The organism is Streptomyces canus (genome assembly GCF_041435015.1).
Lineage (GTDB): Bacteria > Actinomycetota > Actinomycetes > Streptomycetales > Streptomycetaceae > Streptomyces > Streptomyces canus_G.
The window spans coordinates 8,510,473-8,534,670 of the sequence record NZ_CP107989.1 but is presented as its reverse complement, the minus strand read 5'-3'; the positions used below and the strand labels follow the sequence as shown (position 1 = coordinate 8,534,670).

At 70.4% G+C, this 24,198-nt stretch carries 25 protein-coding genes; 8 read left to right on the top strand and 17 right to left on the bottom strand.

Annotated elements, in window-relative coordinates:
- Positions 1-9: 9 nt before the first annotated feature.
- From OG841_RS38965 to OG841_RS38935, 7 genes are all read right to left on the bottom strand, one after another.
- Entirely contained in the window at positions 10-531 is a 522-nt protein-coding gene (locus tag OG841_RS38965) for a hypothetical protein (RefSeq protein WP_266567551.1), read from the bottom strand.
- A 122-nt stretch (positions 532-653) separates the two neighbouring features.
- Entirely contained in the window at positions 654-1,337 is a 684-nt protein-coding gene (gene ung / locus OG841_RS38960) for a uracil-DNA glycosylase (RefSeq protein ID WP_371569018.1), read from the bottom strand.
- A 90-nt stretch (positions 1,338-1,427) separates the two neighbouring features.
- On the bottom strand, positions 1,428-3,008 hold the full coding sequence (locus OG841_RS38955) for an ABC transporter substrate-binding protein (protein WP_328637102.1): 1,581 nt from the start codon (positions 3,006-3,008) through the stop codon (positions 1,428-1,430).
- Between the two features lie 191 nt (positions 3,009-3,199).
- Entirely contained in the window at positions 3,200-3,964 is a 765-nt protein-coding gene (locus OG841_RS38950) for an SDR family oxidoreductase (protein WP_328637103.1), read from the bottom strand.
- 12 nt (positions 3,965-3,976) lie between these two features.
- Positions 3,977-4,738, bottom strand: coding sequence for a 3-oxoacyl-ACP reductase FabG (gene fabG, locus OG841_RS38945; protein ID WP_328637104.1), 762 nt, complete (start codon positions 4,736-4,738; stop codon positions 3,977-3,979).
- Between the two features lie 154 nt (positions 4,739-4,892).
- Positions 4,893-5,309 (bottom strand): DUF3037 domain-containing protein, encoded by a 417-nt coding sequence (locus OG841_RS38940; RefSeq protein ID WP_326670491.1) that lies wholly within the window; start codon positions 5,307-5,309, stop codon positions 4,893-4,895.
- Entirely contained in the window at positions 5,306-6,061 is a 756-nt protein-coding gene (locus tag OG841_RS38935; protein WP_328637105.1) for a HipA family kinase, read from the bottom strand. The genes OG841_RS38940 and OG841_RS38935 overlap by 4 nt, the downstream gene beginning before the upstream one ends.
- Before the next feature lie 91 nt (positions 6,062-6,152).
- Between OG841_RS38935 and OG841_RS38930 the strand changes: the two genes are divergently transcribed.
- A complete protein-coding gene (locus OG841_RS38930; RefSeq protein WP_328637106.1) occupies positions 6,153-6,581 on the top strand; it encodes a Rieske (2Fe-2S) protein in 429 nt (142 codons plus the stop codon).
- A 4-nt stretch (positions 6,582-6,585) separates the two neighbouring features.
- Here OG841_RS38930 and OG841_RS38925 read toward each other — a convergent pair whose 3' ends face one another.
- Positions 6,586-7,236, bottom strand: a complete 651-nt coding sequence (locus OG841_RS38925) for a cysteine hydrolase family protein (RefSeq protein WP_328637107.1) — start codon at positions 7,234-7,236, stop codon at positions 6,586-6,588.
- A gap of 138 nt (positions 7,237-7,374) precedes the next feature.
- Between OG841_RS38925 and OG841_RS38920 the strand changes: the two genes are divergently transcribed.
- Positions 7,375-7,842, top strand: coding sequence for a pyridoxamine 5'-phosphate oxidase family protein (locus OG841_RS38920; protein ID WP_328637108.1), 468 nt, complete (start codon positions 7,375-7,377; stop codon positions 7,840-7,842).
- 43 nt (positions 7,843-7,885) lie between these two features.
- Here OG841_RS38920 and OG841_RS38915 read toward each other — a convergent pair whose 3' ends face one another.
- Positions 7,886-8,788, bottom strand: a complete 903-nt coding sequence (locus tag OG841_RS38915) for a LysR family transcriptional regulator (protein ID WP_328637109.1) — start codon at positions 8,786-8,788, stop codon at positions 7,886-7,888.
- A gap of 74 nt (positions 8,789-8,862) precedes the next feature.
- Here OG841_RS38915 and OG841_RS38910 point away from each other — a divergent pair, with 74 nt between their 5' ends.
- Positions 8,863-9,843, top strand: a complete 981-nt coding sequence (locus OG841_RS38910; protein WP_328637110.1) for a DMT family transporter — start codon at positions 8,863-8,865, stop codon at positions 9,841-9,843.
- A gap of 18 nt (positions 9,844-9,861) precedes the next feature.
- On the opposite strand, the gene OG841_RS38905 is transcribed toward OG841_RS38910, so the two are convergent.
- Positions 9,862-11,193, bottom strand: coding sequence for an aminotransferase class I/II-fold pyridoxal phosphate-dependent enzyme (locus OG841_RS38905; protein ID WP_365123024.1), 1,332 nt, complete (start codon positions 11,191-11,193; stop codon positions 9,862-9,864).
- A 35-nt stretch (positions 11,194-11,228) separates the two neighbouring features.
- Between OG841_RS38905 and OG841_RS38900 the strand changes: the two genes are divergently transcribed.
- A complete protein-coding gene (locus OG841_RS38900) occupies positions 11,229-11,912 on the top strand; it encodes a pyridoxamine 5'-phosphate oxidase family protein (protein WP_328637112.1) in 684 nt (227 codons plus the stop codon).
- Entirely contained in the window at positions 11,912-12,544 is a 633-nt protein-coding gene (locus OG841_RS38895) for an FMN-binding negative transcriptional regulator (protein ID WP_328637113.1), read from the top strand. The genes OG841_RS38900 and OG841_RS38895 overlap by 1 nt, the downstream gene beginning before the upstream one ends.
- Positions 12,545-12,583: 39 nt before the next feature.
- Here the strand turns inward: OG841_RS38895 and OG841_RS38890 are convergent, their stop codons facing one another.
- The 3 genes from OG841_RS38890 to OG841_RS38880 all read right to left on the bottom strand — a co-directional run bounded on the left by OG841_RS38890 (position 12,584) and on the right by OG841_RS38880 (position 15,301).
- A complete protein-coding gene (locus OG841_RS38890) occupies positions 12,584-13,495 on the bottom strand; it encodes a DMT family transporter (RefSeq protein WP_371569009.1) in 912 nt (303 codons plus the stop codon).
- Between the two features lie 191 nt (positions 13,496-13,686).
- Entirely contained in the window at positions 13,687-14,682 is a 996-nt protein-coding gene (locus OG841_RS38885; protein WP_371569007.1) for an EamA family transporter, read from the bottom strand.
- 52 nt (positions 14,683-14,734) lie between these two features.
- Positions 14,735-15,301 carry a Clp protease N-terminal domain-containing protein gene (locus tag OG841_RS38880; protein ID WP_371569005.1) on the bottom strand — a complete coding sequence of 189 codons (567 nt, stop codon included), beginning with the start codon at positions 15,299-15,301 and terminating at the stop codon, positions 14,735-14,737.
- A gap of 483 nt (positions 15,302-15,784) precedes the next feature.
- On the opposite strand from OG841_RS38880, the gene OG841_RS38875 reads away from it, so the two are divergent.
- The gene (locus OG841_RS38875) at positions 15,785-16,213 is read left to right on the top strand and encodes a type II toxin-antitoxin system Rv0910 family toxin (protein WP_328637117.1); all 429 of its coding nucleotides are present in this window, start codon (positions 15,785-15,787) and stop codon (positions 16,211-16,213) included.
- A 106-nt stretch (positions 16,214-16,319) separates the two neighbouring features.
- Here OG841_RS38875 and OG841_RS38870 read toward each other — a convergent pair whose 3' ends face one another.
- Together OG841_RS38870 and OG841_RS38865 are read right to left on the bottom strand one after the other, a co-directional pair.
- On the bottom strand, positions 16,320-16,943 hold the full coding sequence (locus tag OG841_RS38870) for a PadR family transcriptional regulator (RefSeq protein WP_328637118.1): 624 nt from the start codon (positions 16,941-16,943) through the stop codon (positions 16,320-16,322).
- Positions 16,944-17,349: 406 nt separating this feature from the next.
- A complete protein-coding gene (locus OG841_RS38865; protein ID WP_328637119.1) occupies positions 17,350-18,252 on the bottom strand; it encodes an alpha/beta hydrolase in 903 nt (300 codons plus the stop codon).
- Between the two features lie 374 nt (positions 18,253-18,626).
- Here OG841_RS38865 and OG841_RS38860 point away from each other — a divergent pair, with 374 nt between their 5' ends.
- Positions 18,627-19,439: a PhzF family phenazine biosynthesis protein gene (locus tag OG841_RS38860; protein ID WP_328637120.1), complete on the top strand. Its 813-nt coding sequence runs from the start codon at positions 18,627-18,629 to the stop codon at positions 19,437-19,439.
- Here the strand turns inward: OG841_RS38860 and OG841_RS38855 are convergent, their stop codons facing one another.
- Positions 19,440-20,240: a CPBP family intramembrane glutamic endopeptidase gene (locus tag OG841_RS38855; protein WP_328637121.1), complete on the bottom strand. Its 801-nt coding sequence runs from the start codon at positions 20,238-20,240 to the stop codon at positions 19,440-19,442. It lies immediately after the preceding gene.
- A 188-nt stretch (positions 20,241-20,428) separates the two neighbouring features.
- Here OG841_RS38855 and OG841_RS38850 point away from each other — a divergent pair, with 188 nt between their 5' ends.
- Complete coding sequence (locus OG841_RS38850; protein ID WP_371568999.1) at positions 20,429-22,210, top strand: substrate-binding and VWA domain-containing protein; 1,782 nt, start codon at positions 20,429-20,431, stop codon at positions 22,208-22,210.
- 22 nt (positions 22,211-22,232) lie between these two features.
- Here the strand turns inward: OG841_RS38850 and OG841_RS38845 are convergent, their stop codons facing one another.
- Complete coding sequence (locus tag OG841_RS38845) at positions 22,233-23,750, bottom strand: glutamate--cysteine ligase (protein WP_371568996.1); 1,518 nt, start codon at positions 23,748-23,750, stop codon at positions 22,233-22,235.
- Positions 23,751-24,198 lie beyond the last annotated feature (448 nt).

Here is a 24,198-nt window from a genome sequence, read left to right as displayed (position 1 = left end):
ACCCAGGGCTCAGGGCCGCTGCCTCGGCGGCCCCCACGGTCCGCCACCGGCGGATCCGCCCTCGCCGAGCCGTAGCTCCAGCCGGCTGATCTCCGCCCGCACACCGTCGCTGTAGCTGTCCTCCCCCAGGGCGTCCGCCGCCCTGCGGGCCCGGCGCAGATGGGTGCGGGCGGCGTCCGTGCGGGCGAGCCGCACATAGTCGGCGGCCAGGTTGAGGTGCAGCGAGGGATACAGGGCGCGCACGGCGAGCGCGCCCTCGTGCCGGGCCGGCCGGTCCTCGGTGAGTTCCTCCGCGGCCGTCAACGCCCTCAGATCCCAGGCGAGTTCGTCGCAGGGGTCGTCCTGGGCGTCGGCCATGTAGTGCGCCAGGGTGCAGCGGTGCAACGGGTCGCCGTCCTCGCCGATCTCCGCCCACAGGGCCAGGAAGCGGTGCCGGGCCTCCTCGCGGTCCCCCGCGTGACACAGCATGACGACCTGCCCGATCCGCGTCATCACGGTGTCCGGCGCCGCCTGCTCCTGTCGCTCCGTCAAAGCGTCCTCCGGGCCCTTGTCTGCTGTCGTCCCCTGTCCCTCCCGACGCTAGCCGCCGCCACTGTCGATCGAGGTCAGGCGGGACCGGGCCGGGGCCGTGCGGCACCGGCCCGGCGGACGGGTCAGCCGAGGTTCGGGATCGTCCAGTCGATGGGCTCGTGGCCCTGCCGGGCGACCGCCTCGTCGATCTGGGTGAACGGGCGGGAGCCGAAGAATTTCTTCGCCGACAGCGGGGAGGGGTGCGCGCCCTTGACCACGACGTGCCGGTTCTCGTCGATCAGGGGGAGCTTCTTCTGCGCGTAGTTGCCCCACAGCACGAAGACGGCCGGGTCGGGCCGCTCGGCCACCGCGCGGATCACCGCGTCGGTGAACTTCTCCCAGCCTTTGCCCTTGTGCGAGTTGGCCTCGCCGGAGCGGACCGTGAGCACCGCGTTGAGCAGCAGGACGCCTTGCTGGGCCCACGGCATGAGGTAGCCGTTGTCCGGGATCTCCAGGCCCAGCTCCTCTTTCATCTCCTTGTAGATGTTCCGGAGGGAGGGCGGGGTCCTGACGCCCGGGCGGACCGAGAAGCACAGGCCGTGACCCTGGCCCTCGCCGTGGTACGGGTCCTGACCGAGGATCAGGACCTTCACCCGGTTGTACGGCGTCGCGTCGAGGGCGGCGAAGACCTCCTCGCGCGGCGGGTAGACGGGACCCTTCGCCCGCTCGTCCTCGACGAACTCCGTCAGCTCCTTGAAGTACGGCTGCTGCAGTTCGTCGCCCAGAACCCCGCGCCAGGACTCGGGCAGCATGGCGGTGTCGGTCACGTCAACGTCCTCACGATGTGCGGTCACTTCAGGTCTCAGAACCTACAGGCGACCACTGACAGTCCGTGCCGTGAGGGCCGGGCCCGAGCCCTACCAGCTGGTCTTCCAGTACAGCTCCCACATCGTCATCATGGTCGCCGGGTCGATGACCTTCTCGAGACCGGCGATCTCCTCGTTCGCGGCCACGTACTGCTTGCCCTGCCACAGCGGCACCAGCCGGGTGTCGTCCACGAAGACCTGCTGGGCTTCCTCGATCTGCGGCCCCACGGCCCCGCGGTCGCTCTCCGCGCGCGACTCGGGCAGCAGCTTGCCGGTGATCTCGGGGGCGTCGTACGGGGTGCCGAGCGCGTTCTGCTTGCCGACGAAGGGCGCGATGAAGTTGTCGGCGTCGTGGAAGTCGGGGAACCAGCCGCGCCCGAACACCGGGTACTCGCCGTTCTGGTAGCCCTCGACGTAGGTCTTCCACGGGCGGCTCTTGAGGGTGATCCTGAAGAGCCCGGAGGCCTCCAGCTGGCGCTTCAGCTCCTGGAAGGCGGGCTTGGTCGTCGAGCCGTAGCGGTCGCTGGTGTACCAGAGGGTGAGCGGGACGCGCTCGGTGATCCCCGCTTCCGTGAGGAATCGTTTGGCCTTGGCCACGCTGGGGTCTCCGAAGTCGTCGAAGAATCCCGTGGTGTGGCCGGTGAGTCCGGCCGGGACCATCGAGTACAGCGGCTCGACGGTGTCCTTGTAGACGAAGTGCACGAGCGCCGGGCGGTCGACGATCTGGGCGACGGCCTTGCGGACCGCGGGCTTCGCGGACCACGGGTCGCTGGGGTTGAACACCAGGTAACTGATCTCAGTGGTGGGGTTCTCCAGGAGCTGGAGCCCCTCCTTCTGCTGGTTGGTCTCGATGTCCACGGTGTCGGAGGCCCCGAGACCGCGGTAGACGACCGAGATCTCCTTGTCCTTGAGGGCCTTGACCATCACGTCCGACCGCTGGAAGTAGCGGATGGTGACGGCGTCGTTCTTGAGGTCCGCTATGCCCTTGTAGTTGTCGTTGCGGACGAGCTCGGCCTTCTCGCCCTCCTTGAAGGAGTCGAGGCTGTAGGGCCCGGAGCCGCTGATCTTCCCGTCCTTGCGGATCGCGGTCGCGGAGTACTCCTCGGGGTCCACGATCGACATGGCCGGAGTGGTGAGCACCAGAGGGAAGGTGGCGTCGGGCTGGCTGAGGTGGAAGACGACCTCACGGTCGCCCTTCACCTGCACCCGGGAGAGCGTTCCCAGCAGGCCCGCGGGGCCGCCGTTGAGGTTGATCTTCTTGATCCGGTCGATGGAGTACTTGACCGCCTTGGCGTCCAGCGTGTGTCCGTTGGAGAACTTCAGCCCCTCGCGCAGTGTGCAGCTGTACTCGGTGCTCGACGTGTCCGTGAACTCGCAGCTCTCGGCCGCGTCGGGTTCGGGGTCGGATCCACCGGGGGAGTAGTTCAGGAGCGTCTGATAGACGTTGCGGAACAGTTCCCAGGAGCTGTCCCAGGAGGCCGCGGGGTCCAGCGTGGCCGGGGCGCTGGTGGTTCCCACGACGATCGTCTTCCCGCCGTCGGAGGAGCCCGAGGAGAACACCCCGCATCCGGCCACCGTGGATATGGACACGAGGGCCGCGAGGGGCGGCAGGTATCGGTTCCGCATGAACACGCGCTTGCTCCTCGAAATGCCGTGCCGAGAGTCGGCAAAACATACCGCAGCGCCACGCACACTCAACCGGTTCGTTCACAGGGAGCTTGATCACCTCGGCGTGATGACCCTGTAAATCCCTTGTGAGGCTTTTGTGTGTTCGACACGGGCGCCGTCGGTGTCAACGGGCGCCCGTGCCGAGACGACGAGGGTCAGCTCACTCCGGCGTTGAGGAAGATGCCGCCGTCGACGACGAGCGTCTGGCCGGTGACCCAGTCGGACTGCGCCGAGGTGAGGAAGGCCGCGGCGCCGCCGATGTCGGAGGGCACGCCGAGCCGGGCCAGCGGGTAGGACGCGGCGGCCTCCGCCTCCCGGCCCTCGTACAGGGCCGACGCGAACTTGGTCTTCACGACGGCGGGGGCGATCGCGTTGACCCGCACCCCCGGCGCGAACTCGTGCGCGAGCTGCTGGGTGAGGTTGATCAGCGCTGCCTTGCTGACGCCGTACGCGGCGATGAAGGGCGAGGGCGCGAGGCCCGCGACGGAGGCGATGTTGACGATCGCGCCGCCGTTGTCCTTCTGCCAGGCGTGCCAGGTCTTCTGGGCGAAGCCGAGCGCGGAGATCACGTTGGTCTCGAAGACCTTGCGCGCCACGTTCAGGTCGAGGTCGGCGATCGGCCCGAACACCGGGTTGGTGCCGGCGTTGTTGACCAGGTAGTCGACCCGCCCGAAGGCCTCCATGGCGCGCTCGACGGCGGCGGTCTGGTGCGCCTCGTCGTGCGCCTTGCCCGCCACGTAGACGGCACGCTCGGCGCCGAGCTGCTCGACGGCCTCCTTGAGGGAGTCCTCGGTGCGACCGGTGATGACCACCCGGTCACCGCGTGCGACGAGCGCCTCGGCGATGCCGTAGCCGATGCCGCGGCTGGCGCCCGTGATGAGCGCGACCTTGCCCGAAAGCTCGGGGAGTTGCGAAGTCATGGTCCCGTTTCCCTAGTCGAGCGGTCCGCCGGCGACGTACAGCACCTGGCCGGAGACGAATCCGGCCGTCTCGCCCGTGAAGAAGGCGATGGCGTTGGCGATGTCGTCGGGCTCGCCCACGCGCGCGACCGGGATCTGGGTGGCGGCCGCGGCCTTGAACTCCTCGAAGCCCATGCCGACACGCTCGGCGGTCGCGGCGGTCATGTCGGTGGCGATGAAGCCGGGGGCGACGGCGTTGGCGGTGATGCCGAACTTGCCGAGCTCGATGGCGAGCGTCTTGGTGAAGCCCTGGAGACCGGCCTTGGCGGCGGAGTAGTTGGCCTGGCCGCGGTTGCCGAGGGCGGAGGACGAGGACAGGTTGACGATCCGGCCGAAGCCCGCGTCCACCATGTGCTTCTGAATGGCCTTGGTGACCAGGAACGAGCCCCTGAGATGCACGTTCAGGACGGTGTCCCAGTCGGAGACGCTCATCTTGAAGAGCAGGTTGTCGCGCAACACGCCCGCGTTGTTCACGAGGATCGTCGGCGCCCCGAGCTCCTCGGCCACGCGCGCGATGGCGGCCTGCACCTGGGCCTCGTCGGAGACGTCCGCGCCGACCGCGATCGCCCGGCCACCCGCCGCGGTGATCTTCTCCACGGTGTCCTTGCAGGCGGCCTCGTCGAGATCGATCACGGCGACCGCGCGACCCTCGGCCGCCAGTCGTACGGCGGTGGCCGCGCCGATGCCGCGCGCGGCACCCGTGACCACGGCTACCCGCTGCTCTGTGGTGGACATTGCTGGTTCTCCTCGCCCTTGAGAAATCGACCTGGGGAAATCGACCTGAGAATGTACGGCCCATTCGGTGAGCGACCGCTTAGTACCTTCGGCAGACGTGACGCTAGAAGCCATGGCACGCGGTGTCAACGCCACACGAGCCGGGTGTGATCCATTACCTGACCAGCAGATCGAGCAGACGCTCCGGTTCGGCGGCCGGATCGGTGGTGAGCCCGGTGTGCACGGGGCCCGGCTGGACGACGGTGGAGCGGGGCGCGATCAGCCAACGGAAGCGCCGTCCGGCGTCGTCGCGGGCGGCCTGTCCGGCCCCCTCACCACCGGCGCAGACCCCCTCGACGGCGTGCAGCGCGGCCAGGACACCGGCCACGTCCGCGTCCGGGTCGAGCGCCCGCAGCCGGGCCTCGTCGAGGTGGGTGCGCACGCCGACGTAGGCCTTGGCGCGGCAGTACACGAGCACCCCCGCGTTGATGCACTCGCCGCGCTCGACGCGAGGTACGACCCGCAGCAGGGCGTACTCGAAGACCTCGCGGTCGTCGGTGCGGCCGCCCCTGATGATGTGGCGCTCGGTCACTTGATCCCCTCGATCCGCTCATGGACGACGGTCGCGCGCGCGAGCAGTGGCCGTGCGTAGGTCCGCCGGAGTTCGTCCGGCGACTCGAAACCGGGCTCGCCGGCCAGCCAGGCGTCCGGGATCTCGGCGGTGACCTCGGCGAGGAGGTCCTCCGTGACCCGGGGCGCCAGTTCGCCGGCGGCCGCGGCGACATCCGGTGCGAAGGGCTTCAGGACATGGTCCGAGGCGTCGTAGGGGCGGGCGGCGGACTTCTCGGCGCCGGGCCAGTTGTGCTGCCAGATCATGGACGCGCCGTGGTCGATGAGCCACACCTCGCCCCGCCACCACAGCAGGTTGGGGTTGCGCCAGGAGCGGTCGACGTTGTTGACCAGTGCGTCGAACCAGACGATCCGGCCGGCCTCCTCGGGGTCGACCGAGAAGGCAAGCGGGTCGAAGCCGAGCGCCCCGGAGAGGAAATCCATGCCGAGATTGGTGCCGCCGCTGGACTTCAGCAGCTCCTGCACCCGCTCGTCGGGCTCACCGAGCCCCAGGTCCGGATCGAGGTCGAGCGTCACGAGCCGCGGCACCCGGAAGCCGAGCCTGCGGGCGAGCTCCCCGGCCACCACCTCGGCGACCAGCGTCTTACGGCCCTGACCTGCGCCGGTGAACTTGATGACGTACGTCCCGCGGTCGTCGGCCTCGACGAGCCCCGGCAGCGAGCCACCCTCACGCAGGGGCGTGATGTAGCGGGTCGCGATGGCTTCCTTGAGCATCGCCCCAGGTTACTGGGGGGTGTCTGAACAACAGGCACTCCGGGGCCGTACCTCAGGGCACTTCAAAGATTCCGTGGAAGGGAAAGTCAGCATGGCCAGCGAATCGATTCATCCCGCATCGGCCCCCAGTCGCCGGGTCGTCGTGGCGGCGGTCGGCGCGGCAGGACTCGCCCTCACCCTGAACGCGTGCGGGTCCGAGGACGACTCCTCGTCCTCGGACGCCGCAGCCGCCGGCAGCGTCCTCGGGAAGACCTCGGACATCCCCGAGGGCGGCGGCAAGATCTTCAAGGACTCGGGCGTGGTGGTCACCCAGCCCACGGCGGGCGAGTTCAAGGCGTTCTCGTCGAAGTGCACCCACCAGGGGTGTGCGGTGACGGGCATCACCAACGGCGTCATCACCTGTCCGTGCCACAAGAGCGAGTTCTCGGTGACCGACGGCAGCGTGAAGAAGGGGCCGGCGACCCAGCCGCTGCCCGAGGAGAAGATCACCGTCAGCGGCGACTCGATCTCGCTCGCATGAGATGTCAGACGCGCCCGGGGCGCCGGGGGCCACCCAGACAGGTCAGCACCTCGTCCGTGGTGGCGAGGGTGGCCACGAGGGCGAGCGTGTGACGGATCATCGCCGGGGTGTAGTCCGAGGGCACCCCGGCGATGGCGTCCGTCACCACCAGGGTGGTGTAGCCGCGGTTCACGGCGTCGAACACGGCGTTCGGGACGGCCACGTTGGCGGAGACTCCGGTCACCACCAGGGTGCGGCAGCCGAGGTTGCGCAGCAGCGCGTCGACCTCGGTGCCCTGGATCGGCGACAGTCCGTGCAGTCGTCGTACCAGGAAGTCCTCCTCGCTCACCTCGATCGGGGCCGCCACCCGCACCGCGGTGGTTCCGGACAGCTGCTGGACGGGCAGGCGTTCGGCGGCGCGGAAGAGGCGGGCGTTGCGGTTGGCGCCGCGCCCGTCCGGACGGCGTTCGGCGATCGCGTGGATCACCTGGACCCCGTTCGCGTGCGCGGCGGCGACCAGTCGGGCGACGTTGGCCAGAGCACCCGAGGTCCGTGCCTCACGGGCGAGTTCGGGCAGCGCGCTCTCCGGTCCGACGACGCCCTGCTGGCACTCGACGGTGAGCAGGACAGTGGTCTCGGGAGCGAGGAGTTCGCTGAGTTGTTCGTACGACGGCACGGTTCCCCCTCGTCGCCGACGGCCCGGAGCCGGTGACAGTAGCCACCATTGCGTCGGGACGGAAGACGACCCATCCTTTTCTGACGTGATGTCAGAGGATCTCTCCTCTGACACGACGTGAGAGAAAGAGGGGGATGCATGACCGTCACTCAGCGCCGTGGCCGGAAGATCATGATGACGCCGGGCGAGCTGGACGAGTTCCTGACCAGCCAGCGCACCTGCCGGGTCGCCACCGTCTCCGCCGATGGCGCTCCGCATGTGAGCACGCTGTGGTTCGCCTGGGACGGCATCTCGGTGTGGCTGTACTCCGTCGTGCGCAGCAAGCGCTGGACCGATCTGCGCCGCGATCCACGGGTCGCGATCGTGGTCGACACCGGTGAGGAGTACGACGAGCTGCAGGGCGTGGAGTTGTCCGGGACGGTGGACTTCGTGGGCGAGGCTCCGCGCACCGGCGAGCTGTGCGCGGAACTCGACGTCCCGGAGACGCTGTTCGCCCGCAAGAACTTCCGCCTGGAGGAGATGCCGCACGACGGCCGGCACGCCTGGATACGGCTGACCCCCGAGAAGATCGTCTCCTGGGACTTCCGCAAGCTGGGCCCGGCGTAGGCCGGTCCACCGGACGAGACCGGCTGCGGGGAAAGAACAGCGCTCAAACGGCCTTGCCCGCAGCCGACTTCAGCGCCTCGACCGCCGCCCGGATCGACGGACGGCGGTCGGCGTCCGCGCGCCACACGGCGTAGATGTGCCGGCTGACCGACTGCCGCACGGGCACGGTCCGCACGTCCTCCGGGATCGGCCCGCGCCCGAGCCGGGGCGCCACGCACACGCCGAGTCCGGCGCCGACCAGGGCGAGTTGGGTCGGATGCTCCTCCGCGCGGTGCGCGACGCGGGGTTCGATGCCCTTGGAGCGGAGGGTGTGCATCAGCCACTCGTGGCAGAACTCGCTCTCGCCCCAGGTGACCCAGTCGTCGTCGGCGAAGTCCTCCAGGTCGACCTCGCTCCGGTGCGCGTGGCGGTGGGTCGCGGGCATCGCCACGTCGGCCGTGTCGTCGACGATCGAGGCCTTCACCAGCCCGTCGGGCATGGGCAGCGGCTTGTTGTACCAGTCCAGGACGACCGCGAGGTCGTAGTCACCGCGGATCACGGCGAGGATCGCGGGTTCCGGCTCCATCTCGCGTGAGCTGATCCGCAGGCCCGGATGCGCCGAGCACAGGCCCGCGATCGCGACCGGGAACAGTCCGCGTGCGGCCGTCGGGAACGCGGCGAGCCGCAACTCCCCCACCACCTGGCCGCGTTGGGCCTCCAGATCGGACTGGGCGAGTTCCACCTGGGAGAGAATGCGTGCCGCGTGGTCGGCGAGGAGCCGGCCGGCGTCGGTGAGCCGCACCCCCCGGCCGTTCTTGGCGAGGAGCTGCTGGCCGACCTCGCGCTCCAGCTTGGACATCTGCTGCGAGACGGCCGAGGTCGTGATGTGCAGGCCCTCGGCGGCGCCGCTCACCGAGCCGTGCCGGGCGAGGGCGTCGAGGGTACGCAGGCGCTCCAGGTTCAACATGTAAGCAATACTACGAGATACCCCGCTCAAAAACTCGCTTGTGCTACGAGATCATGTGCCGGATCGTGGTCGGCATGACCACCGCGACCGTCACCGAAGCCCCGCCGCGGACCACCCGCCGCCCCGCCCTCGACTGGCGCCTGCGCTTCGGCGTGCTCTCGCTGATCTGGGGGTTCAGCTTTCTGCTCATCAAGGTGGGCACCGAGGGGTACGCGCCCTTCCAGGTCACGCTCGGGCGGCTGGTGTTCGGGACGCTGGTGCTCGCGGCGGCGATGACGGTGCGGCGGGAGCGGCTCCCCCGCGGGGTGCGGACGTGGGGTCATCTGGCGGTCGCGGGGTTCCTGCTCAACGCACTGCCGTTCTCGCTCTTCGCGTACGCGGAGTTGACCATCCCGTCCACGCTGGCGGGGATCTGCAACGCGACCTCGCCGCTGTGGGGGATGGTCCTTTCCCTCGTCGCACTGTCCGAGGACCGGCCCACGCGCGTGCGGGTCGCCGGACTCGTCCTGGGGTTTCTGGGGGTGCTGACGGTTCTCGGGGCCTGGCAGGGGTTCAGCGGGCTGGACGGCAGGGGGACGGCGATGGCCCTGCTGGCCTCGCTCAGCTACCCGATCGGGTGGATCTACGTGCGGCGGACTCTGGCCGGCGTCGGGTACTCCCATATATCCCTGATGGGGACGCAGTTGCTGTTGGCCACGGTACAACTGGCGGCCGCCACTTGGCTGTTCTCCGGGATACCCACCCGTGTCGAGGTGCTGCCGCTGCTTGCGATCGCGGCGCTGGGCGCACTGGGGACGGGGTTGGCCCTGCTGGTTCAGTACGGACTGGTCGCCGAAGTGGGGCCGACCACCGCGCAGATGGTCACGTACTTCATTCCGGTCATCGCCACGGGGGCGGGGGTCGCGGTGCTCGGCGAGTCGTTGAGCTGGTCGACGCCCGTGGGCGCGGTGATCGTGCTCGCGGGGGCGGCGCTCAGTCAGGTGCGACGAGGTAGCCGAGGGGGCGGGGTGCGGGTCGCAGATGGCGGTCGCGCGGCTCCTCGCGCCCGCCCCTGAAAACAGCCCGCCTCCCCCTCACACATGATTCCGGGTCGGCGACGGGCCCAGGGCCCTCGCGATCGCGTCCGCCAAGTGGGGCACCTCCGTGGTCGCCAACGTCGCTACGGTCACGCGGATCCCCTGCGGTGCGCTCATTCTGAAGCGGGCACCCGGGGCCACGGCCCAACCCGCGTGCAGGAGGCGGGACACCGCACCCGTCTCGTCCGGGACCGGGATCCATACGTTGAGGCCGCTGCGGCCGTGTGCCTCGACTCCGCGTTCCGCGAGTGCGCCGATCAGCCCGTCGCGGCGCTCGCGGTACGCCGCCGCCACCTCCGCCGTGTCCAGTACGCCGTCGGCCCACAGGTGCACCACCGCCCGCTGGGTGATGCGGCTGACCCACCCGGGGCCCAGGCGGTGGCGGCCGTGGACGCGGTCGACGGTGACCTCGTCGCCGGTGAGGACGGCCAGGCGCAGATCGGGGCCGTAGGCCTTGGCCACCGAGCGGACGAAGGCCCAGTGGCGGGTGACTCCGGCCAGGGGGTGCAGGGGCAGGTCGACGATGCCATGGCCGTGGTCGTCCTCGACGAGGAGGACGTCCGGGTGATCCTCGAGGACGGCGCGCAGGGCACGCGCACGCGTGGCGGTCAGCGAGGCGCCGGTCGGATTCTGGGCCCGGTCGGTGATGATCAGGGCTCGGGCGCCCGACTCCAGGGCCTTGCGTACGTCGTCGGCGCGCGGGCCCTCGTCGTCCACGCCCACCGGGGCGATGCGCAGGCCGAGTGCCGGGACCAGGTCGAGGAGGCTGCCCCAGCCGGGGTCCTCCACGGCAACCGTGTCGCCCGGCTTGAGGTGGGCGGCCAGGACGCGCTCGACCACGTCCAGGGAGCCTGAGGCCACGGCGAGAGGGCCCCTCGGAACACCGTCCGCGTCCAGCGTCTCTCGCGCCAGGCGCGCCAGTTCCGGGTCCACGGTCGCCTCCCCGTACAGGACCGGCTCCCGGTCGCCCTGTTCGGCGGCGGCGGCGAAGGCCGGCGCCAGCGGGGGCAGCAGTGCCGGGTCCGGGTTGCCGTTCGCCACGTTCCGCACGCCCTCCGGGACCTCGACCCGGATGGAGTCGCGTCCCGTGGTGGCCGGCTTCGACCGTACCCGGCTGCCCCTTCGCCCGGCGGTCTCGATGACCCCGCGCTCGCGCAGGGTGCGGTAGGCGGCCGCGACCGTATTGGGATTCACCCCGAGCCCCACAGCCAACTCCCTCATGGGAGGCAGCAGTTGTCCCGGCGCCAGCTCTCCGGCACCCACCGCGCGCTCGACGCTCGCCGCAATCTCCGATGCACGTCGGCCTTCGATCCGATATTCTCCTAGCACAAAGCAGATTATGCACTAGTGCAATGGAGACCGCAATGCAGGGGACCACCGCGACCACGCCGGAGCCGACCGCCTACGCGCCGACCGACCGCACCGTCCCGACGCGCTCACCCGACCGGGCCTCGTACGACAGGGAACTGGTGCACTCGATACTCGACGAGGGCTACGTCTGCCACCTCGGCTTCGTCCGGGACGGCGCCCCGGTGGTCCTGCCCACGCTGTACGGCCGGGTGGGCGAGCGGCTCTACGTCCACGGCTCGACGGGCTCGCGCCCGCTGCGGATGACCGGCAAGGCCGACCCGGGGCTGCCGGTCTGCCTGACGGTCACGCACGTCGACGCGCTGATCCTGGCCCGCTCCGCCTTCCACCACTCGATGAACTACCGGTCCGTGGTGGTGCACGGACTCGCGTACGACGTCACGGACGCCGAGGAGAAGCGCCTCGCCCTCGACGCGCTGGTCGACCACGTGGTGCCGGGTCGCGCTCTCGACTCCCGCCCCGCCAACAAGAAGGAACTGGCCGCCACCGCCGTCATCCGCCTCGACCTCGACGAGGTCTCCGCCAAGCTCCGCACCGGCGGGGTCAACGACGAGCCCGAGGACCTCGCCCTCCCCCACTGGGCCGGCGTGGTCCCGCTGCGCAAGGGCTACGGCACCCCGGTCGCCGACGACGGCCTGGCCCCCGGCACCGAGGTCCCGGACTACCTGGCGGGGCTGTGATGCTGATCCACCCCTGGGACACGGCCCGCGACGACGCCGAGTGGCAGCACTGGCTGTCCGTCCACGACTTCGGGCAGCTCGCCGTCAACGGCCCTGCGGGCGAGCCCCCGTTCGTCCAGCCCCTGCATTTCGCCTACGACCCCTCGCGGAGCGAGGCCCTGACACACCTCGCGCGACCCAACCCGCTGTGGGGCGCACTGGAGGCGAGCCCCGACGTCGTGCTGAGCGTGGTCGACGACTACGCGTACGTCCCGGGTCCGTGGCAGGCCGACCCGGACGTACCGTCCGAACACGGCACACCCACGAGCTTCTACGCGGCGGTCCAACTGCGGTGCCGGGCCCACGTGGTGGACGACCCCGCCGAGAAGGCCGTGCTCCTGAACCACCAGGTCGGTCACTTCCAGCCGGAAGGCGGCACCGCGCGGGTGGCGGCGGGCGAGGTGCCGTTCGGGAGGCAGTTGTCGGGGATTCGCGGGCTGCGACTCGAAGTGACCGGTGTGCGGGCGAAGTTCAAGTACGCAGGCAAGCGGACGGTTCAGGTGCGGGACCGGATCGCGGACGAGCTGGCGGACCGGGGCGGTCCCGGGGACGCGGCGGCGCGCGAGCATCTGCTGCGGCGGCAGCGGGCCTGAGCGAGGGGGCCCTTCCGTCGGAAGGGCCCCCTCGGTTCGTCATGCGGGCACACGCGCCTCCGTCACCGCGAGCCCCGTGACCGCGCCCAGCATCAGCAAGGTGCCGACCACAGTGGTCGGAGAGAGGCGCTCGCCGAACAGCACCACGGCCAGCACCGCCGCGCTCACCGGTTCGAGCAGCATGATCACGGAGACGGTGGTGGAGCGGACGACCGCGGCGGCCGCGAAGTAGAGGGCGTAGGCGAGAGCCGTGGGGACGGTCGCCAGGTAGACCAACAGAGCCAGGAGCAAGGCTGGTCGGGCTGTGTGCGGGACCAGGCCCTCGGCCTGCGCGAAGGGCAGCAGGCAGAGACTGGTGACCGCGAACACCCCCACGGACGTTCCGGTGGACTCCGCCCGGGCGGCGCGCGTGATCAGGGTCATCACACAGCAGCCGGCCGCCGAGAGCAGCCCGAGCAGCACCCCCATGGGGCGTACGGAAGCCTCCGCGCCGCCCAGCGTCAGCACCACGAGTCCGGCGAGGGCTCCGCTGACGGCGACGACTCCACCGCGCCCGAGCCGCTCCCCCAGGGCGAGGCGTGCCCCGAGCGCGATGAGCACGGGGCCGGCGCCGAGGGTGACGACGGTGGCCACGGCGAGCCCGGTGGACCGTACGGCGGCGAAGTAGGCGGTCTGGAACACCGCGAGACCGACGCCCGACGCGCCGACCCGCAGGGCTCTGCGGCCGAACGGTTCCGAGACGGCCGTACGCGCGCGTGGCCGTACGAGACGGACGGCGAACAGCACCGCCAGTCCGGCCGTGCAGCGCCAGAAGGACAGGGCTACCGGGCCCAGGTCACTGGTCCGGTAGGCCAGCGAGGCGACCGCTCCCGCGGTGCCCCAGGTCGTTCCGGCGACGATCAGATAGATGAGGCCTCGCCCGACGGGCAGGCCTGAAGCAGCATGCGACACGTGTTCTCTCCGCAGATGCGCCGAGGCGCGGAAGTTCGGAAGAGGACGCCCGCTCGGTGGCGGGGTCCGCGGACTTCGTCTGCGGGCAGCACCGTTCAGCCCGGCGTCATGCCGGGCGTGGTCTCCGGAGGGCCCGCCTCAGGCGGCCGGCGGAGAAACGACGAGTGTGCGCGTGTGCATGGGCCGGGAGCCTAGGCGGCGTTCTCCCGGGCGGACAACCGACTTTCGGCGCCGCCGGTCGCGACCGGTTCCACGGAGCCCTTGGCCGGGGTCGAGGACTGCGCGATGAAGGCACCGAGGAGGACGACCGCGCCGCCCACGATCTGCGGTGCCGAGAGGTGCTCGCCGAGCAGCACCCAGGCGAGGACGGTCGCGACGACCGCTTCGAGACAGGCCACGACCCCGGCTATCGCCGGCGAGAGCCTGCGCACCGAGACCACGCCGGTGACATAGGCGAGGACCGTGGCGATCAGCACGATCCAACCGAGCAGCAGACCGGCCGCGACCGGGGTGCCGTTCATGTCGGCGCGCTGCGCGAGGACGGAGAAGTCCATGGTCCAGGGGCGGGCCACGACGGTCAGGACGGCGGTCCCGACGAGTAGGCCGTACGCGATCACGCCGAGCGGGTCGGGGACCTCGCCGGAGTCGCTGCCCTGGTCGGACAGGACGAAGTAGCCGACCTGGCAGCAGGCGGCGCCGAGCGCGAGGAGCAGTCCGAGGGCGTCGAAGCTCAGACCCGACCAGACCTCGACGACACACGCGAGCCCGCCCACCGCGAGGACCACGCCGAGCGCGGCGGCGCGGGTGACGGGCCGCCGCTGCACGAACCGCACCCAGCCGAGCACCAGGGCGGGGGCGAGGTACTCGACGAGCAGGGCGACACCGACGGGGATGCGGGAGATCGAGGCGAAGTAGAAGGCCTGCACGCCGGCCACGCCGAGCAGCCCGAAACCGGCGAGCAGGGCGGGACGGCTGCGCAGCAGCGCGCGGTGGCGGACGGCGAGCGGCAGCATCACCAGGGCGGCGCCCGCCACCCTCAGCCACACCACGTGCAGCGGATCGAGGCCCGCCTCGATCAACGGCTTGGCCGCCACCCCGGATCCGCCGAAGGCGAGCGCTGACACCAGTGCGAGACCGAGTCCGACGCCCTTCCCCTCACTGACCCCGCTGCTCTCAGACGTATGCACCGGCCCATGATGACAGGGGACGACATGAGCGTCACCCCCGATGACTCCTGTCTCAGCGGCTGGACCGTGGCGGGCCGCCCGACAGGCCTCCGGGCAGACGGTCGTCGATCCTCGCGGACACGGCACGGGCCTCGATTCCCGCCCGGGTCAGCACCTCGACGGCCCGGGACTCGGGGTCCACCAGGATCGCCGCGAGTAGATCGATCCCGCGGGCGGGTCCGTCGGCGCGGTGCTCGGCCCGGGCGCAGGCGTATTCCATCGCGCCCGCGGCGAGCGGCGAGAGGCCCTCGGTCGCCGTGACCGCGGGGACGGCGCCGGAGTCCTCGATGCTGCTCTGCCAGCGCAGTCCGTAGCCGATGCTGCGCTGCACGAGATAACCGAGGAGCCTCGGCAACTGGGGTTCCGCGTCGAAGACGGCGTACGCCTCGGCGTCGGCGTCCAGCAGTGAGTGCAGCAGATGGGCCGTGTCGATCTGCCGGTCCCCGTCCCGCAGCGCGCGCCTGCGGGCACCGGACACCACCGCTGTCAGTTCCGCGCTGAGCCTGACATCGCCGTCCGGACTGACCGGCGGCGGGCCGCTCTGTTCGCGGGCCGACTGCCGGGGGATACGGGGGTGCACATCCCCCACCTCATCAGCCCCACCGCATCGGGTCATCCCCGAGGGGAAGCATCTTTGCGTCCCACGGAGAGCGGACCCCGCAGCCGGAATCTCCTCCTTACGGATGAGATCAAGCCGCTCAGCCCCGGTGGACGCGCGCCGCCCTGCCGTGCGCCCCTTGCGCAACCGCGATACGACGTCCCTCGTCCCCCACAGGCATGGAGTGCAGGAGCCGGCTGGTGGCACTGCCGGCCGTGGACGGCAAGCAGTACGTGTACCGGGTGTACACCCCGGAGGACGCGCTGCTCGCCGATCTGTTCTGGGAAGTGGCGCTGCCATGACGAGAGCGCGTTCCCGCGCGCGTGGGGTCTGTTCGACGCGGCGGTGATACGGCAGGTGGGCTGAACACACCTCCATGTTTTCTGACGGTTCATCAGTATTGAATGTTGCGCCCCCTGCGGCTACTTTCCGCGACACCACAGCCCGACACGAAGAGGTGGCCGCATGGCGGAAATCAGCGCGGAGGCACTCATCTCCGCACCCGCGGAGAAGGTCTGGGCCCAGCTCACCGACTGGTCCGCGTACGGGGAGTGGAACGCGACCCACACGAGCTTCCCCAAGGGCGGCCCGACGGTTCTCGAATCGGGCGGAACCTTCCAGGAGAACATGAAGCTGATGGGCTTCCCCGCCGAGGTCGAGTGGACCATCGACCAGGTGGAGCCGGCCCGGCTGTTCGCCATCCGGGGCAAGGGCCCGATGGCGGTGAGCGTCGCCACGCGCTACACCCTGACCCCCGACGGCGACGCCACCACGGTCCGCATCGACGGCGAGTTCACGGGCGCCGCCGTCTCGCTGATGGCGGGCAAACTGAAGGACTCGGGGACGGCCGCACTGAACGAGTCACTGCGGAAGCTGGCCGGACTGGTGGAGTGAGCGCGGCACAAGTGAGCGCGGCACAAGTGCGCCGCCCACAGGAAGGCGCCCCGCGGATCGCTCCACGGGGCGCCTTCTGATCGCCCTACGACTGCCCGGACTCGTCTCAGCCCTCGTCGGCGAGGATGAGGTACAGCTTCTTGCGGGCCTCGTTGATGACGGTCAGCGCCTTTTCACGCTGCTCCTTGCTGCCGGTCTTCCAGACCTGGCCGAAGGCCTCCATCAGGCCGAAGCCGGCCTGCCGGATCTCGCCGAGCGCCTCGAAGTCGATGCCGCGGGAGGCTTCCTCCCACGGCGCGTCGGGGCCCTCGTCGGCCGCGGTACGACCGGTCTCGGTGAGGGCGAACAGCTTCTTGCCGCCCTCCGTCTCACTGGCGATCAGCCCCTCGTCCTCCAGCAGCTGGAGGGTGGGGTACACCGAACCCGGGCTGGGCTTCCACGCCCCGCCACTGCGCTCGGCGATCTCCTGAATCATCTCGTAACCGTGCATGGGCCGGTCCTTGAGCAGGGCCAGGATCGAGGCCCGCACGTCACCGCGCCGCGCCCTCCCCCTGGGTCCGCCCCTCCCCCTCGGCCCCCAGGGCCCGGGGCCGAAGCCCGGCCCTCCGAAGCCGGGACCACCGGGACCGCCCGGGCCGAAAGGCCCGAAGGCGCCGCGCAGGCCCTCAGGGCCACCACGGCCCCTACGACCGGCTCCACCATGTCCACGCTCGAATCCGTGGGTACGCATCGCAATCACTCCATTCCATCGTTGATCTGTCGCGATGCTTCAACGATATATCGGAACCGATCGCATGACAAGGCCCTTCCGGTGAACCGAGTACGGGAAAGCTGCTCCGCCGGTCAAGCGGCCGCTGCCCGGTCGGTGAGCATGGACCGCATTACCGCGCGCCGCGGTATCGGTGGCCGTCGGCGGCGCGGGGAGCGCCTGCACGGCGTGAACAGATCCCACCGGAGCCGAAGCCGGTCGAGGACGCGCACCTCAGTCGGCGACGGTCGGCACGGGACCGGCGAGGAGTGGACACCGATTCACCCGTACACCTCTGCCGACTTCCCCTCGGGCTTCGCGGGGCGCGAGACCGTGCGCGCGGGAAACCGAGCGGCCCGGGGCGCCGCCTCCGCCCGGGTCCAGGAGGTCAGGAGTCGCCCGCCCCCAAGGCGTCGCGCAGCGCCGTGGCCATCAGGTCGATGGCTTCCTTTCCGGCCGGTACCGGACCGGTGTGGGTGAAGTAGTGGTCGACGCCCTCGAAGACGCGGTGGGTGACCGGGACGCCGGCGGCCTCCAGAGCCTTGGCGTAGGCGTCCCCCTCGTCGCGCAGGCGGTCGTTCTCCGCGGTGATGACCAGGGCGGGAGGAAGACCCGCGAGGTCGTCGGCGAGGGCGGGCGAGACGAGGGGCCCGGCACGGTCGGCGGGATCGGGAACATAGGCGGCGTTGAAGATCCGCATGAGCTGCGGAGTGAGCAGCGGCTTGGCGACGAGGGACCGCTTCGTGGCCGGATCGGCGACCTGGTCCAGCGGTGCCGAGTCGATGATCTGGAGCCGGGGCGTAAAGGTGCCGCGTTCCCTCGCCAGGCGGCAGACCGCGGCGGTCAGATTGGCTCCGGCACTGTGTCCGCCCACGGCGAGCCGCGAACCGTCCCAGCCACCGGCGGCACCGTTCTCGGCGACCCACGCGGTGACGTCGTAGGCCTGGGTGACGGGCGCGGGGAACGGCCGCTGCGGTGCGACCGAGTAGTCGACGTTGATCACGACACAACCGGCCGTGGCGGCTATGTAGCGGCAGATGTGGTCGTCCTGCTCGGGCCGGGCGACCACGAACCCGCCGCCGTGGAAGTTGACGTACACGGGGGCGGGGGTGTCCGTGGTGACCGGCGGGCGGTAGACGGTGCACGTCACCGGTCCGGCACCGGTCTCCACCCGAAGGCTCTCGGTACGCGCCGGGACGTCGGTGAAGCGCAGGTCCTTGTGGACGCGGGACATCACGCGACCGAGCAGGAGCTGGATCCCTCTGGCCTGGATTCCGGGGCTGAACGGCATGGCTGAACACCCATCGCTACAAAATTAAAGTAACAGGATTCCTGATAATGGAGGCTCGCCACCGAGAGCGCAATGGGCAGAGGGAGACTCCCCCGTAGCGCGGCCAGTTCGACGCCGCCGCCGTCGCTCACCAGGGCGACGTCGGGAGCGAACACGTCGAGCAGCAGCCGACGGTGATCAGCGCGTCACGTCGTCGCGCCGCGTCAGGCGGTTGGCCGCGTTCAGGGTGTCTCCCGTCTCGAGGAGATCGGCCTCAAGACACCGGGCGACGGATCAGCGTGACAGGACGCGCCCCGGATCCCGGCACGGAAAACGGTCCAGCGACCCCGAATTGGCCTTGTCCAGGCCGCGAGATCACCTCGTACCGTCGGGCCATGCGCATCCGAATCGTCGACGCCTTCACCGCCCGCCCCTTCACCGGCAACCCGGCCGGCGTCCTGCTCCTGGACGACGCCTTCCCGGACGACAACCGGCTCCAGAACATCGCCCTGGAGGTCAACCACGCCGAGACGGCCTTCGCCCACCGGCTCCCCGGGGACGGCGAGGCCGACTGGGCGCTGCGTTGGTTCACGCCCGCCACCGAGGTGAACATGTGCGGCCACGCGACGCTCGCCACGGCCCACGTCCTGTACAGCACGGGTGCCCATGAGGGCCCGGTGCGGTTCGCCACCCGCAGCGGTGTGCTCAGCGCGACACCGTGCGAGGACGGCTCGATCACCCTGGACTTCCCGACGGCCCCGCTGACCCCGGTCGAACTTCCCGAGGGAGTCGCCGAGGCGCTGGGCACCGAGCCCCTCACCGCCTTCGACACCGGCCCGAACATCGGTGACCTGCTGCTCGAACTGGCCGACGAGACATCCGTCCACGCCCTGCGCCCCGACCTCAAGGCCCTGTCCGCCTATGCGGAGCGCGGCGTCATCGCCACCGCCCGCGCCGAGAACCCGGACCTGGGCTACGACTTCGTCTCCCGCTGCTTCTTCCCGAACGTCGGCATCGACGAGGACCCGGTCACCGGCAGCGCCCACACCGCTCTGGCTCCCTACTGGTCGGAGCGTCTCGGCCGTACGGATCTCACCGGGCTGCAGGCCTCGCGCCGCTCCGGCCGGGTCCGCACCGGGCTGCGCGGCAGGCGCACGCTGCTGACGGGCCGTGCGGTCACGGTCATCGAGGGCGAACTGCTCGCCTGATCACGCGGTCGGCAGCCAGCCCACCTTCCCCGCGAGGAGCGCGTAGCCCACGAACGCCCCGATGTCGAGCAGGGAATGCGCCACCACCAGGGGGCCCACGCGCCCCCACCGGCGGTACAGGTAGACGAACACCACGCCCATCACCATGTTGCCGAGGAAGCCGCCGATGCCCTGGTAGAGGTGGTAGCTGCCACGCAGTACGGAACTGGCCACCAGCGCGGTGCCCGGGGTCCAGCCCAGCTGGTGGAGTCGGCGCAGCAGATAGCCGACGACGATCACCTCTTCGAGGACCGCGTTCTGCATCGCCGAGAGGATCAGTACGGGGTACTTCCACCACACGTCCGGCAGCGCCTCGGGCACCACGGTGAGGTTGAAGCCCAGACCACGCGCGGCCAGATAGAAGGCGATACCGGTGCTGCCGATCACGGCCGCGATCCCGGCCCCGCGGGCAAGGTCGGGCCCGGGCCGGGTGCGGTCGAAGCCGAGGGTTCTGAGGCTCTGCCCCTCGCGCAGCAGGAGGTGCGCGACGAGCAGCACGGGCACCAGGGCCGACGCGATCCCGAAGAGCTGCCAGGCGAGATCCAGCCAGGGACGGCCCGGCGCGGCCGAGGCGTTGAGGGTCGCCGCCTGGTCCTTGAGACCCCCTGGTTTGGTGACCGACCCGACAAAACTGATCAGCGCGGACACACCACTCGCACCGAGCGAAAGCCCCAGAACGAGCAGCGTCTCGTCACGGAAAATCCTCCGTGAGAGCGCCTTCTGCGGAAAAGAATCGGCCACTGCCCCTTCCTCCGCCTGCACACCTGCCTCCAGTTGAGTAATCCAGCCTCATCCCCACCCCCGCCCCGCTAGGGTCCTTCGAAAGAAGTGACGAAGATCGTGCGCAAGGCCGTCGGGGGGACGGACGCCGTACGGGGGGCGTGCCTCCCTCTTTCCTGCCATTTACGGCCGTGCCGGCACGGAAATCGACAGGGGAGGGCACCACCGTCATGGGACGTCACAGCTTGCCCGATCAGTATGGGGCGGGCGGCAGCGACCCCCGCCCACGCGCGCGCCGCCGTACCGTGGCCATCGCGACGGTCCTCGTGCTGACCGTCGCCGGCGGGACGGCCGCCGCCGTCCAGGGCGGTCTGCTCTCCTTCGGCTCCTCCTGCCGGGACGATGCGGTCCGGCTCGAGCTCGCCGCCTCCCCCGACGTCGCCCCCGCCCTGCGCAGCGCTGCCGAGCGGGCCCGCGACGAGAACCTCACCTCCGACGGACGCTGCGTCGACATCACGGTGACCGCGCGCGAGTCGTACAAGGTCAGGGACACCCTCGCGGCCGGGAAGGACCCCGGCGTGCAGGTGTGGGTGCCGGACTCGGACGTGTGGGTCGAGCAGATCTCCGCGGACGGCGACGCGACGGAAGTGGCCCGTGTCGGCAACGTGGCCTCCAGCCCGGTCGGGATGGCAACGGTGCCGACCGCCGGGAAGTCACTGGGCTGGCCGAAGAAGACGTACGGCTGGCTCCAACTGGCGGGCGCCACCCTGCGGGACGACTCCCTCAAGCTGGGCGCCGCCGACCCCGCGCGCAGCGCGACCGGGCTGCTCGCCCTCACCCGGCTCACGAGTGCGGCGGGCGAGACCGCCGGCGGGGAGACGAAGGCCGCGGCCATGATGAAGGCCCTCTCCCAGCGCATCTCGGACAGCGACGGCCGGCTCGTGGAGACGCTGCCGCGGGACTCCTCGGGCACCGAGCAGGGCAATCCGAAGCGCAATCAGGCGCTGGTCCTGTCCGAACAGGCGGCCTTCGCCCACAACTCCTCGGCGGAGTCCGGGGACGGTCTGGACTTCTTCTACCCCAAGGACGGCTCACCGCGGCTGGACTACCCCTACGCGCTGGTCGACGAGACACGACTGACCACCGACGAGAGCCGCGCGGCGATCCGCTTCATGACCTACCTGCGCAAGCCCGAGCAGGAACAGCTGCTGACGGACCGGGGGTTCCGCACCTCCGCCGACCAGGTGTCGAAGACGCTGGTCGCGAAGGCCGGTGGCGAGGTGCCGCAGCCCTATGCGGAACCCGCCGCCGAGCCCGCCTCGGCGGCGGCGCTCCAGGAGGCCCTCGGCACCTGGACGATCACCGTGCAGAGTGCCCGGATCACGACGGTCGTGGACGCGTCCTCCTCCATGTCGGAGGCCGTGCCGGGCACCGGCCGCTCCCGGATGGACGTCACCAAGGCCTCCCTCCTCCAGGCCCTGGCGACCTTCACCCAGGAGGACGAGATCGGCCTGTGGAAGTTCTCCACCAAGCTCGACGGCGACAAGGACTACAAGGTCCTGGTACCGACGGACCGTCTGGGCGACAGCGCGGACGGGACCGGCACCCAACGCGAGCGGCTGTCGGCGGCGTTCGGCGGCCTCGAGCCGGTGCCGGGCGGAGCGACGGGGTTGTACGACACCACGCTCGCCGCGTACAAGGCGGCGACCTCCTCCTACGCCAAGGGCAAGTTCAACGCGCTGGTGGTCCTGACCGACGGCGTCAACCAGGATCCCGGCAGCATCTCGCGCGGAGCGTTGGTCTCCGAACTGGAGAAACTCTCCAACCCCGAACGCCCGGTCCCTCTGATCGTGATCGCGGTGGGCCCCGACGCCGACCGTGCGGAGGCCGAACAGCTCGCCGAGGCCACCGGCGGCTCCGGCCAGCAGGTCAACGACCCCTCCCAGATCCACACGGTGATCCTGAAGGCGATCGTGGCCGCGGGTGCCCGGGGCGGCAGCGTCAGCGACTGACTCCGCGCGTCGCCCCGGGCCCTCACCCCAGCGGCACCGGCTCCGGCAGCCCCACCGGCCAGGTGTGCACCGGCTCTCCCCGGTGCATCAGCTCGCGGTACCGCCGTGTCGTGGCCGCCAGCGCCGCGTCCCGCGACAGTCCCGCCTCCAGTGCCCGGTGGAACGTCGCCGCCTGCCAGGAGGCTCCGTTGGCCCGGCGCCGGCACCGCTCCTCGATCACCCCGAGGTAGAGGTCCCGGTCGGCGCGCTCGATGCCCCACCCGGCGAGGCCCGCGTCGGCGAGCGGCAGCAGTTCGTCGCGTACGAGGGTCGCCGCGTCGACCTCGACCGTGCCGCCCAAACGACCGCGCCGGGGCCAGACCATGCGCGCGTCGATGCCGTACCGGCAGGCCGCGTCGAAGTTGGCCGTGGCCGCCTCGAAGGGCAGCCTGGTCCACACCGGCCGCGGCTCCTCGGCGAGGGCGCGGACAAGGCCGTAGTAGAAGGCCGCGTTGGCGATGACGTCCGTGATGGTGGGGCCGGCGGGCAGCACGCGGTTCTCGACACGCAGGTGCGGGACGCCGTCGGCGATGCCGTAGACGGGCCGGTTCCAGCGGTACACCGTGCCGTTGTGCAGGACGAGTTCGGCGAGGGAGGGCACGCCCCCCTGGTCGAGGACCTCCAGCGGGTCCTCCTCGTCGCAGATCGGCAGCAGGGCCGGGAAGTAGCGCAGGTTCTCCTCGAAGAGGTCGTACGCCGAGGAGATCCACCGCTCCCCGAACCACGTACGCGGCCGCACTCCCTGGGCCTGCAGCTCCGGCGGACGGGTGTCCGTCGACTGCTGGAAGAGCGGCGGGCGGGACTCGCACCACAGCTCGCGCCCGAAGAGGAAGGGCGAGTTGGCGCCGACGGCTATCTGCACGCCGGCCACCGCCTGCGCGGCGTTCCACACATCGGCGAAGCGTCCCGGCGTGACCTGGAGATGCAGTTGCACGGAGGTGCAGGCGGCCTCCGGGGCGATCGACTTCGAGGTGCAGGTGAGGCGTTCCACCCCGTCGATGTCGAGGACGAAGTCCTCACCGCGGGCGGCCACGATCTGGTCGTTGAGCAGGGTGTAGCGGTCGACGTCGGACAGGTTGGAGGAGACCAGGTCGTCCCGGTCAAGGGTGGGCAGAATGCCGATCATCACGATTCCCGCGTCGACCTCGCCCGCTTTACGGTCGGCGTACGCCAGCGAGGTCCGCAGTTCCTCGGCGAGCCGGTCGAATACCCTGCCGCCCAGCCTGTGTGGGGCGATGTTGACTTCCAGGTTGAACATGGCGAGTTCTGTTTGGAAATCTCGGCTTGCGATGCGTTCGAGGACCTCTCCATTCAGCATTCTCGGCATACCGTCGGTGCCGACCAGATTCAATTCGATCTCCAGCCCCATCAGGTTCTGGGGACGATCGAACCGCTGCTCCGCCAGGAGCCGCTCCAGCCCCGTCAGGCACCTGCGGAGCTTGTCGCGGTAGCGCTGGCGATCGGACAGGTCGAACTGGCCTGCCACGACCTTCTCCCCCATCGAAGGGTCCCTCCTCGATGCGTCATGAGTCAGGTGGGATGATGCCCAGCCGGAACGATCGGTAACGTCCCGCGTCGGCCCCGAGCGCGCTACCCTGTCGGAAGTGACCGGTGGCACATTCACTCGGCATGGAGCACTCAGCAGTTTCGAGTGCCCCGAAGAACTCGTGAAAAACGCCGACGAGAATTGGCCGACCACTTCCCGAACATTTCCCGAGGTCACCGCCGCCGGAGAGTCACGGTATCGGGATCATTCTCGCGTATCGCCGACCGAATGGCCCCTTGCCCCGCGCGCTGGAAGCGGCTAGACGAAACACTGTCTGAACACATGTCGTATAAACTTCGCGAACAAGGCAGAGGGTTGGCACCCGCGGTCCTGGATCCTGCCGTCAGGTGACGTACCGCAGTCCTCACCCGCACCCGCGTCACCGGACCCCGGCCCCCGCCTC

Coding starts and splice junctions, on each gene's coding strand:
- OG841_RS38950 (WP_328637103.1), bottom strand. CDS start 3,964: ATGACTTCGCAACTCCCCGAGCTTTCGGGCAAGGTCGCGCTCATCACG.
- fabG (WP_328637104.1), bottom strand. CDS start 4,738: ATGTCCACCACAGAGCAGCGGGTAGCCGTGGTCACGGGTGCCGCGCGC.
- OG841_RS38935 (WP_328637105.1), bottom strand. CDS start 6,061: ATGCTCAAGGAAGCCATCGCGACCCGCTACATCACGCCCCTGCGTGAG.
- OG841_RS38930 (WP_328637106.1), top strand. CDS start 6,153: ATGGCCAGCGAATCGATTCATCCCGCATCGGCCCCCAGTCGCCGGGTC.
- OG841_RS38920 (WP_328637108.1), top strand. CDS start 7,375: ATGACCGTCACTCAGCGCCGTGGCCGGAAGATCATGATGACGCCGGGC.
- OG841_RS38915 (WP_328637109.1), bottom strand. CDS start 8,788: ATGTTGAACCTGGAGCGCCTGCGTACCCTCGACGCCCTCGCCCGGCAC.
- OG841_RS38910 (WP_328637110.1), top strand. CDS start 8,863: ATGACCACCGCGACCGTCACCGAAGCCCCGCCGCGGACCACCCGCCGC.
- OG841_RS38900 (WP_328637112.1), top strand. CDS start 11,229: ATGCAGGGGACCACCGCGACCACGCCGGAGCCGACCGCCTACGCGCCG.
- OG841_RS38895 (WP_328637113.1), top strand. CDS start 11,912: ATGCTGATCCACCCCTGGGACACGGCCCGCGACGACGCCGAGTGGCAG.
- OG841_RS38875 (WP_328637117.1), top strand. CDS start 15,785: ATGGCGGAAATCAGCGCGGAGGCACTCATCTCCGCACCCGCGGAGAAG.
- OG841_RS38870 (WP_328637118.1), bottom strand. CDS start 16,943: ATGCGTACCCACGGATTCGAGCGTGGACATGGTGGAGCCGGTCGTAGG.
- OG841_RS38865 (WP_328637119.1), bottom strand. CDS start 18,252: ATGCCGTTCAGCCCCGGAATCCAGGCCAGAGGGATCCAGCTCCTGCTC.
- OG841_RS38860 (WP_328637120.1), top strand. CDS start 18,627: ATGCGCATCCGAATCGTCGACGCCTTCACCGCCCGCCCCTTCACCGGC.
- OG841_RS38850 (WP_371568999.1), top strand. CDS start 20,429: ATGGGACGTCACAGCTTGCCCGATCAGTATGGGGCGGGCGGCAGCGAC.
- OG841_RS38845 (WP_371568996.1), bottom strand. CDS start 23,750: ATGGGGGAGAAGGTCGTGGCAGGCCAGTTCGACCTGTCCGATCGCCAG.